Genomic DNA, 7800 nt, shown 5'->3' on the forward strand with positions numbered 1-7800 from the left:
GCCGGTCGTGAGCGAGGTCGGGCTCGAACGCCCCGACCGGGAGCCGGAACCGTTCGCGCCCCGGCTCCCGGGCGACCGGGCCGAAGCGGCCTGAGCGACCCGCGCGGCCGGACCGCCCGCGCGTTCAGGCGTTCGTGATCGTGTAGCTGTACCCCTGCTCGGTGAGGAACCGACGGCGGTGCGCCGCGAACTGCTCGTCGACGGTGTCCGCGGCGACGACGGTGTAGAAGGTCGCCGGCTCCGCATGCTCCTTGGGGCGCAGGATGCGCCCGAGCCGCTGGGCCTCCTCCTGCCGGGATCCGAAGGAACCGGACACCTGGACGGCGACCGACGCCTCGGGCAGGTCGACGGAGAAGTTCGCGACCTTGGAGACGACGAGGACCCGGATCCGCTTCTCGCGGAAGTCCGCGAAGAGCCGTTCGCGTTCGCCGAGCGGCGTCTGACCGGTGAGCACCGGAGCGCCGAGCGCGGCCCCGAGCTCCTCGAGCTGGTCGAGGTACTGCCCGATGACGAGTACCTGGGCGTCCGGGTGGTCGGCGACGAGGGATTCGACGACGGGCACCTTCATGTCCGAGGTCGCCGCGAGCCGGTACCGGTCCTCGCCCTCGGCCTGGACGTACGCCACCCGGGAACTCGTGTCGAGGCGGACCCGGACCTCGTGACACGTCGCGGTCGCGATGTATCCGGCCTTCTCGATCTCCTTCCACGGCACCTCGAACTGCTTGGGGCCGATGAGGGAGAACACCTCGTCCTCCCGCCCGTCCTCGCGGACGAGCGTCGCGGTGAGACCGAGGCGGCGCCGGGCCTGGAGCGAGGCGGTGAGGCGGAACACGGGCGCCGGCAGCAGGTGCACCTCGTCGTAGATGACGAGGCCCCAGTCACGCGCGTCGAGGAGTTCGAGGTGGAGGTAGGAGTTCTTCCGCCGGGTGGTGAGTACCTGATATGTCGCGATCGTCACGGGACGGATCTCCTTGACCGCCCCCGAGTACTCGCCGATCTCGTCCTCCGAGAGGGAGGTCCGGCGCAGGAGCTCGGCCTTCCACTGCTTCGCGGACACCGAGTTCGTCACGAGGATGAGCGTCGTCGTCCCGACCTCCGCCATCGTCGCGGCACCGACGACGGTCTTCCCGGCGCCGCAGGGCAGGACGACGACCCCGGACTCTCCCTGCATGAAGGCGTCCACCGCGCGCTGCTGGTAGTCGCGCAGGTGCCACTTCGCCGGCGCGCCCCGGGAGTGCGTGTCGTCCGAGAGATCGATCGCATGGGCCTCGCCGTCGACGTAACCGGCGTGGTCCGCCACCGGATGACCGAGCTTGAGGAGGCGGTGCTTGAGCTCCCCGCGTTCGGAGGGGTGGACGACGACGGTACGGGCGTCCACCCGCGCTCCCACCATGCCGACGAGTTCGGGCTGTTCGAGCAACCGGGTGAGGAGATCGGGGTCCGCACTCTCGAGCACGAGGTCGTACAGCGGGGACTGCGAGAGGGTGAGTACCCCGAACCGGTCCATGATGTCGACGATGTCGAGGAGGAGTTCGTGGGGCACCGGGTACTTCGCGTACTCGAGCAGGGTGTCCACGACGGACTCCGCGTCGTGCCCGCTCGCCCGGGCGTTCCACAGGCCGAGCGGCGTGATGGTGTACGTGTGCACGTGTTCCGGAGTGCGCGCCAACTGGGCGAAGGGCGCGATGGCGATCGCCGCCTCGGCCGCGTCCGGATGCGCGGACTCGAGCAGGATCGTGCGATCGGACTGGACGATCAGGGGACCTCTCATGACACCTCCGGGGACCGAACGGCGGAGACGATGCGGGATATTCCCACCGTGACCTCCGTCTCCGTGCCGGTCCGGCCGGGGGTGAGCCGCCGCGCGCGGACCCGACCGGCCGACACGTGCGTCGGCAGGAGGTGCGCCCGGTGCCGGGTCCCGTCGGTCGCGACGAGGACGACGTCCACCGGATGCCGGTCCTCGGCGGCCTCCCGGAGGACGTCGAGGACACTCGCGGGCGCCTCGGCCGGTTCCTCGGTCCCCGAGGACCGCAGGGCCCGGATGAATGCGGGGAGACTGCGGTCGGCCACCCGGGTGCTGCGTCGGGACACCGGGGCGGGACGCTGCGGGACGGGGGCTCGCGGCACCGGACCGTTCGCCGCGTGGCGGAGCGTCGGTTGCCCGCTCGCCTCGAGCAGGTGCGCGAGCCGGTCCTGCGGTACATTCGCGACGGCCACCGTGGCGCTGACCCTCACGAGCCCGGCGGGAACGAGCGCGGGATTCGCGAGGAGGGCCTCGAGATCCGCGGGATCGTCGACGACGACGACCGCACGTGCCGGGGCGACCTGCACCCGGCGGAGGCGGGCGGCGGCCTCGTCGACGAGGAAGGTGAGGGGCTGGGGAACCCCGGTCGAGGAGATGCGGGAGACGAGCGCGAGGACCTCCTGGGCACTCATCCCGGTCCGCAGCGCCTCGGCGATCGAGTCGGTGGTGAACCGGTACACCGTGCCCTGACCGCGGGTGTCGACGACCGCGATCCGGGTGAGCTCGGAGTGGATCTGCGGGTCGAGGGGTCCGGTGGCGACCGCGGTGAGGTCGGACTGGACGAGCACCGTCGTCTGCAGAGCGGGCAGGAGGGAGTCGACGAAGGATGTGAGGTCCTCCGGAAGTGTCACCCGCTCGGCGTCCCAGGGCACGAGCGAGAGCGACCCCGCCATCGCCTCCCGCAGGCCCCCGACGACGCGCAGACCGATGTGGGTGAGCGCGTGGGCGTCGGGCGAGGCCAACGGTGTGCAGACGAGCCCGAAGGCCTCGGCCTCCCGGACGATCTGCTCGATCGAGGCGGGGGCCGCGGCCGCGAGCAGGGGGTGGTCCCAGCGCACGGCGTCGACGAGGACGGCATCGTGCACCGCCCGGCCCGGCAGGTCGTCCGCGAGTCCGGCGAGCGCCGCGAGGACCTCTGAGGTGAGGAACGCGAGCTGCGGTTTCGACGACGGGAACCCCGCATAGGCGTTGTGCCGGGTGGGGGAGACGAGGGTCGCGAGCGCGTGGAGGCGGTCGCCGCGGTCGGTGCGTCCGGCGAGCACATGCACGGTGTCGACCTCGCGCAGGAGCCAGGTGCGCAGCAGCTCGACGTAGGTCTCCGCGCGCCCGGCGGACCGCATCCGGTCGAACTCGGAGGTCGGTCCCCACTGCGGGTCCACGTCCGGTCCGCCCACCCCGAGGAGACCGGCGGCACCGGCGAGTTCGAGGAGGAACACGGTGTGCGCGGTGTCCGTGCCGAGGGTGCGGGCGAGCTGCTGGACGTCGCGTTTGCCGATCCCGCCGCTCACGAGCTGCGACACCGGTTCGGCGGCGAAGGTGTCCGGCACCGCGAGGACCTCGCCGACGAGTGCGCTCGCCGCGGCCGCCTCGGCGTTGCCCACGAGGGCGTCCGGGACGGTGAGAGGAGCGGGGTCGGCGGGACGTTCGGGAGGGAATTCGAGCCACGGGATCCCGGAGCGTCGGTCCGCGGCGGAGGTCGGCAGGAGGCCCACGGCCTCCGAGTGGATCCGGTACGCCGAGGCGCCCGTCGGGTCCTGCGCGTCCTCCGCGAAGGCCGGCCACAGCAGCCCGAGGGTGACGAGGCGGGTGAGGTCCGCGGTCGTCGCGCCGAGCACGCCCGCCGGGACGACGGGTTCGGTACGGGCCGCCACCGCCGCGCGATGGGCGATCTGCAACAGGCGGGTGTCGAGGGCCTCGAGGACGAGTGCGACCCCGGCCCGGGAGGCGGCTGCGGCGGCGACCGCGCGCAGCGAGGGCGCGTCCGTGCGCATGAGGTCCCGGCGGGTCTCGCACAGGGCGGTGAACCAGGGCTGCGGCGCGGACGCGAGCCAGGCGGAGAAGGTGAGGGGCTGCGGCATCCTCGCCAGTCTAGTCCGCACCGGTTCGGTATACTTCTGTGGTCGCCCGCGCAGTGCGGGCTCGGATCGGAACCGGGAGGTGAGCATGGAAGCAGACGCCGACAGGGAGTCGAAGGACGCCGCACGGACGGGGACCTCCCCGCGCACGTTCCTCCTCGCCGGAGCCGCCGTGCTCGGTGTCCTCGGGTTCCTCTCCCTCGTGATCGTGAGTATCCAGGGCGTCGCCGGAGTGCAGCCCTCGATCGCACTCACCTGGATCGGAATGATCGGGATCCCGCTCGCGTTCCTCGCGATGGCGGTCGAACTCGTCCGGTCGTTCCTCACCAGGCGCGCCACGCTCTAGCCGACCGGACCGGGTGTCCCGGACGCACCGTGGCCCGCGGCGGAGAACCCGCCGCGGCACCCGGCCCGGGGCCCGATGCCCGCGACGAGTTCCCCCGGCGCACCGCACCCGTAGCACCCTTTTCCCACCCTCGCAGGTCCGGCCCCCGCCGGACCGCGCCCTCCCCGCTCCGTGCAGCTCCTGCCCGGAGGAACAGAAAGGACGATCATGCCCACCGGACGCGTGAAGTGGTTCGACACCACGAAGGGTTTCGGCTTCGTCACCACGGACGAGGGGGAACAGGTGTTCCTCCACACGTCCGCACTGCCGACCGGCGCCGAGGTGCACCCCGGCACCCGGCTCGACTTCGACATCGTCGACGGTCGGAAGGGCAAGCAGGTTCTCAAGGCCCGGGTGCTCGAGGCGCCCGCCCGTCGCAGGCGCAAGGACCCCGAAAAGGTCGCCGTCATGATCGAGGACGTCATCCGTGTCCTCGACGACACCTCCAACGGTCTGCGCGCAGGCCGCTATCCTGATGAAGGTCATTCCCGCAAGATCGCAGAAGTCCTGCGTGCTGTGGCGGACGAACTGGAGGTCTGATGAACGAGCTGTTTACGAACTGGTCGGCTGCTGCCCGTGCGGTGGCTGCCGTACGCTCCGACGGGGCCGGTTCGACAGCTCGCGGGCGTGTGGAGGCCGGTGACGCGGAGGCCGCGGCGCCGGCCCGCCGGAGGAGCGCCTCGGCACGGTCGGCGAAGCCCGCCCAGGACGCCCTGCTGCTCGGGGCCGTCGCCGAGGCGCGGCAGGCGATCGCGGACGTCGCGGACCCGGCCCACATCGGGGAGCACCTCGGTGCGGTGATGGAGGGGCAGCGTCTGGCGACGCACTCCTTCGCGTGCACCGACCGGGCGTACCGCGGCTGGCACTGGGTCGCCGTGCTCGCACGGGCGCCGCGCTCGAAGAAGATCACCGTCTGCGAGACCGCGCTGCTGCCGGGCGACGACGCCCTCGTCGCCCCGGTGTGGGTGCCGTGGGAGGAACGCATCCGACCCGGCGATCTGGGGCCGCGCGATGTGCTCCCGCGGGTCGAGGACGACCCCGATCTCATGCCCGGATTCGAGCAGGTGCCCCTCGGCGAGAACCTCGACGTCGACCGGGTGCCGAACTTCGAACTCGGCCTGGGGCGCGCCCGGGTCCTGTCCCCGCAGGGCATCAGCGACGCCGCCTCCCGGTGGAGGAACTCCGAGGCGGGGCCCGAGGGCGAGTTCGCCCGCAAGGCCGAGGCCCAGTGCTCGACCTGCGGTTTCCTCATGCCGATGGCCGGCTCCCTGCGCACCGCCTTCGGGGTGTGCGCGAACGCCTGGTCGCCGTTCGACGGGCGGGTCGTCGCCCTCGACGCCGGCTGCGGAGCCCACTCGGAGACCGACGTGCCCCGCGAACCCCTGCGGAACGCGGACCCGGTGGTCGACGACTACCGGGGAGAACTCGAGGTCTCCGGAGCGAGCACGGGCACGAACTGACGTCCCCGGTGCACACGACGCGGGGGAGAACCGACGGAGGAGCGACGAGCACGACGTGACCACCCCATCCCCTCGACAACCCGGATCCCCGTCCGACGCCCGCACCCGATATTCCCACTCCGCGCTCCTCGGGGTGAGCCCCCGATGAGTTCCACCTTCCGCTCCCTCTCCGAACCCAATTACCGCAACTGGTTCTACGGAGCCATGGTGTCGAACACCGGGCAGTGGATGCAGCGCACCGCCCAGGACTGGATCGTCCTCACCCAGCTCACCGACAACGATGCGACGGCCCTCGGCATCACGATGGGCCTGCAGATGCTGCCGCAACTGCTGCTGTTCCCGTTCTCCGGGGCGCTCGCCGACCGCTTCGACAAGCGGAAGCAGCTCATGATCACGAAGGCGCTCATGGGCGCGACGGGAATCCTCCTCTTCGTGCTCCAGGTCTGCGGGGTCCTCGAACTGTGGCACGTGTACGCGACCGCCGCGTTCTTCGGCGTCGTCGCGACCTGGGACGCACCCAACCGGCAGGCGTTCGTCTCCGAACTCGTCGGTGAGAAGCTCCTGCCCAATGCCGTGGCGCTCAACTCCGCCTCCTTCAACTCCGCGCGGCTCGTCGGCCCTGCGGTCGCCGGTGTCCTCACCGTCGTGCTCGGCGCCGGGCCGGTGTTCCTCATCAGCGGCATCGGTTTCTTCGGCGTCATCGTCGCGATGCTCCTCATGGACACCGGCAGGCTCATCCGCGGCCCCCGCCGCAAGCAGGGAGTGCGCGGGCTCGTCGGCGGGTTCTCCTATCTGCGGACCCGACCCGACCTCCTCGTCGTGTTCTCGATCCTCTTCGTCATCGCGACGCTCGGCTTCAACTTCAACATCTACACCGCGACGATGGCCCGCATGGAGTTCGACCGGGACGCGAGCGGGTTCGGTCTCCTGTCCTCGGTGCTCGCGATCGGTTCGCTCTCGGGAGCCCTGCTGTCGGCGAAGCGGGCGGCGCCTCGGCTCCGGGGTGTGTTCATCGCGGCCGGCGGATTCGGTGCCGCGTGTTTCCTCGCCGCTGCGATGCCGAACTACTACGTGTTCGCGGCAGCACTCGTCCTCATCGGGTTCTCGAGCGTGTCGATGATGACGCAGGCGAACGCGTACATCCAGATGACGACCCCCGCCCACGTGCGCGGGCGTGTGATGTCGATCCACGCCGCGACGATCATGGGCGGTACGCCCCTCGGTGCCCCCTTCGCGGGTTGGGCGGTCGACGTGTGGGGTCCGCGGGCGGCGCTCGCGATCGGCGGGATTTCCGGGGTCATCGGTATCCTCATCGGGCTCACGTGGATGGTGTTCGGCAAGCACCTGCGGATCCGTCGGGTCTCCCGCCTGCGCCTGCACTTCGTGTACGACGGGCATCCCTGAACCCGATGGCTCCACCGTCCGGGGGTCTTCCAGCGGGGTCGGCCGCGGGCCGGCGGCGGAAAGCTCCGGGGCCGGTGGTGGGGGAAACCCCGCAGCCCGCGCACCCGACCGTGTGGGAGGATTCGTGTATGACCGCTGACATCATCGCCACAGTCCTCGCCGGGATCGCGATCCTCGTCGGATGTGTGGGCATCGTCGTGCCGATCCTGCCCGGGTCGATCCTCATCGGCCTCGCCGCGCTCGTGTGGGCGTTCTTCATCGGTGGGGCCACCGGTTGGGTGACCTTCGGCATCATCGCGGTCCTCGTCGCGATCGGGATGTCCGCCTCGTGGGTCCTCACCGGCAAGAAACTCAAGGAACGGGACATCCCGAACAGGTCGCTGCTCCTCGGTGGCCTGCTCGCGGTCGTCGGGTTCTTCGTCGTACCGGTCGTCGGCCTGCTGCTCGGGTTCGTCGGCGGCCTCTACCTCGCCGAGTACCTGCGCCTGCGGGAGGCGCGGACCGCGTGGGACTCGAGCTGGACCGCGATCAAGGCCGCCGGCGTCGGGATCGTCGTCGAGTTCTCCTGCGCCGCGCTCGCGACCGGCGCATTCGCCGTGGCCAACGGCATCCACTACCTCAACGTCTGAGCCGGAACGCCCGGTACGACGGCCCCCGACGCCGAGGACG

7 protein-coding genes are annotated in these 7800 nt (G+C 71.2%); 5 read left to right on the forward strand and 2 right to left on the reverse strand.

All coding sequences use genetic code 11. From position 1 onward, the window contains the following. Nucleotides 1-124: 124 nt before the first annotated feature. On the reverse strand, nt 125-1771 hold the full coding sequence (locus ABD172_RS02515; protein WP_344306647.1) for a DNA repair helicase XPB: 1647 nt from the start codon (nt 1769-1771) through the stop codon (nt 125-127). Further along, nucleotides 1768-3885, reverse strand: coding sequence for a helicase-associated domain-containing protein (locus tag ABD172_RS02520; protein WP_344306649.1), 2118 nt, complete (start codon nt 3883-3885; stop codon nt 1768-1770). Before ABD172_RS02520 ends, ABD172_RS02515 begins: the two co-directional genes overlap by 4 nt. Before the next feature lie 85 nt (nt 3886-3970). On the opposite strand from ABD172_RS02520, the gene ABD172_RS02525 reads away from it, so the two are divergent. From ABD172_RS02525 to ABD172_RS02545, 5 genes are all read left to right on the forward strand, one after another. Further along, on the forward strand, nt 3971-4228 hold the full coding sequence (locus ABD172_RS02525) for a hypothetical protein (RefSeq protein WP_344306651.1): 258 nt from the start codon (nt 3971-3973) through the stop codon (nt 4226-4228). 207 nt (nt 4229-4435) lie between these two features. Continuing rightward, entirely contained in the window at nt 4436-4807 is a 372-nt protein-coding gene (locus ABD172_RS02530) for a cold-shock protein (RefSeq protein ID WP_344306653.1), read from the forward strand. Next, complete coding sequence (locus ABD172_RS02535; protein ID WP_344306655.1) at nt 4807-5727, forward strand: DUF3027 domain-containing protein; 921 nt, start codon at nt 4807-4809, stop codon at nt 5725-5727. The genes ABD172_RS02530 and ABD172_RS02535 overlap by 1 nt, the downstream gene beginning before the upstream one ends. Before the next feature lie 144 nt (nt 5728-5871). After that, the gene (locus ABD172_RS02540) at nt 5872-7131 is read left to right on the forward strand and encodes an MFS transporter (protein WP_344306657.1); all 1260 of its coding nucleotides are present in this window, start codon (nt 5872-5874) and stop codon (nt 7129-7131) included. A gap of 128 nt (nt 7132-7259) precedes the next feature. Further along, nucleotides 7260-7760 (forward strand): DUF456 domain-containing protein, encoded by a 501-nt coding sequence (locus tag ABD172_RS02545; protein ID WP_344306659.1) that lies wholly within the window; start codon nt 7260-7262, stop codon nt 7758-7760. Nucleotides 7761-7800 lie beyond the last annotated feature (40 nt).

It is taken from the genome of Brevibacterium samyangense, from assembly GCF_039529845.1.
Lineage (GTDB): Bacteria > Actinomycetota > Actinomycetes > Actinomycetales > Brevibacteriaceae > Brevibacterium > Brevibacterium samyangense.